The organism is Streptomyces niveus (assembly GCF_001723055.1).
Classification (GTDB): Bacteria; Actinomycetota; Actinomycetes; order Streptomycetales; family Streptomycetaceae; genus Streptomyces; species Streptomyces niveus.
The window spans coordinates 1-1,198 of record NZ_MDCR01000445.1; the positions used below are offsets into that span (position 1 = coordinate 1).

General features: G+C 75.1%; 2 protein-coding genes. Both read left to right on the plus strand.

Features of this window, described 5'->3' with window-relative positions; translation table 11 throughout:
- The coding region (locus tag BHU15_RS35815) for an ADP-ribosylglycohydrolase family protein (protein ID WP_141726965.1) at positions 1 to 608 on the plus strand (608 nt) is incomplete at its 5' end.
- On the plus strand, positions 605 to 1,198 hold a 594-nt coding region (locus BHU15_RS35820; RefSeq protein WP_069630920.1), incomplete at its 3' end, for a PfkB family carbohydrate kinase. The genes BHU15_RS35815 and BHU15_RS35820, both read left to right, overlap by 4 nt.

A 1,198-nucleotide genomic window follows, 5' to 3' on the forward strand; every position in this document is an offset into this window, starting at 1 on the left:
AGTGGATCGGCGCGGCGATCCGCGCCGACGTGCACGGGTGGGCGCACCCGGGCGACCCCGCGTCGGCCGCCGCCCAGGCGCACCGGGACGCGGCGCTGACGCACACCGGCAACGGTGTGTACAGCGCCATGTTCGTCGCGGGCACCATCGCCGCGGCGGGCGGCGGCGCCGACGTGCACGCCTCGCTCAGGAGCGGCCTCGCCGTCGTACCCCCGCGCTCACGCCTCGCCGTCGCCGTACGCGACGCGATCGAGACCGCCCGCGCGCACCGGGACTTCGACACCGTCGTCGACCGGCTGCACGCCGCCCACGGTCACTACCACTGGGTCCACGCCATCCCCAACGCCGCGCTCCTCGCCGCCGCCCTCACCCACGCCGACGGCGACTTCACCGGCTCCATCTGCCGCGCCGTGTCCGGCGGTTGGGACACCGACTCCAACGGCGCGACCGCCGGCTCCGTCGCCGGTCTGCTCGCCGGGCGCCCCGGCCGGCTGCCCGAGCGGTGGACGGCTCCGCTGAAGAACCGGCTCGCCACCTCCGTCGTCGGATTCGACGGCATCGGTTTCGACGAACTCGCCCGACTCACCCAGGAGGCTCTCCGCCCATGACCGGCATCGTGGTGCTCGGCAGCACCAACATGGACCTTGTCGCGTACGTCGCGCGGGCCCCCAAGCACGGGGAGACCGTCACGGGGCGGGAGTTCCGTACCGTCCCCGGCGGCAAGGGCGCCAACCAGGCCGTCGCCGCCGCCCGCGCCGGAGGCGACGTGGCGATGATCGGCGCGGTCGGCGCCGACGAGTTCGGCGTACGGCTGCGGCACACGCTGACCTCGTCCGGCGTGGACACCGATCTGCTCCACACCGCCGAAGGCCCCTCCGGCACGGCGCACATCGTCGTGGACGACGAGGGCGGCAACGCGATCGTCGTCGTCCCCGGCGCGAACGGCACCCTCACCGCGCTCGGCCCCGGCGAGGAGACGCTGATCTCCACCGCTGCCTCCCTGCTCCTCCAGCTCGAACTCCCGCTGAGCGCCGTGCTCGACGGCGCGCGGGCGGCCAAACGGCACGGCGTGCGGACGATCCTCACCCCCGCCCCCGTCCAGCCGCTGCCGCCGGAACTCCTCACCGCCACCGACCTGTTGGTGCCCAACGAGCACGAGGCCGCCGCGCTCGCGGGCATCGCCGACCCGCACGCCGCG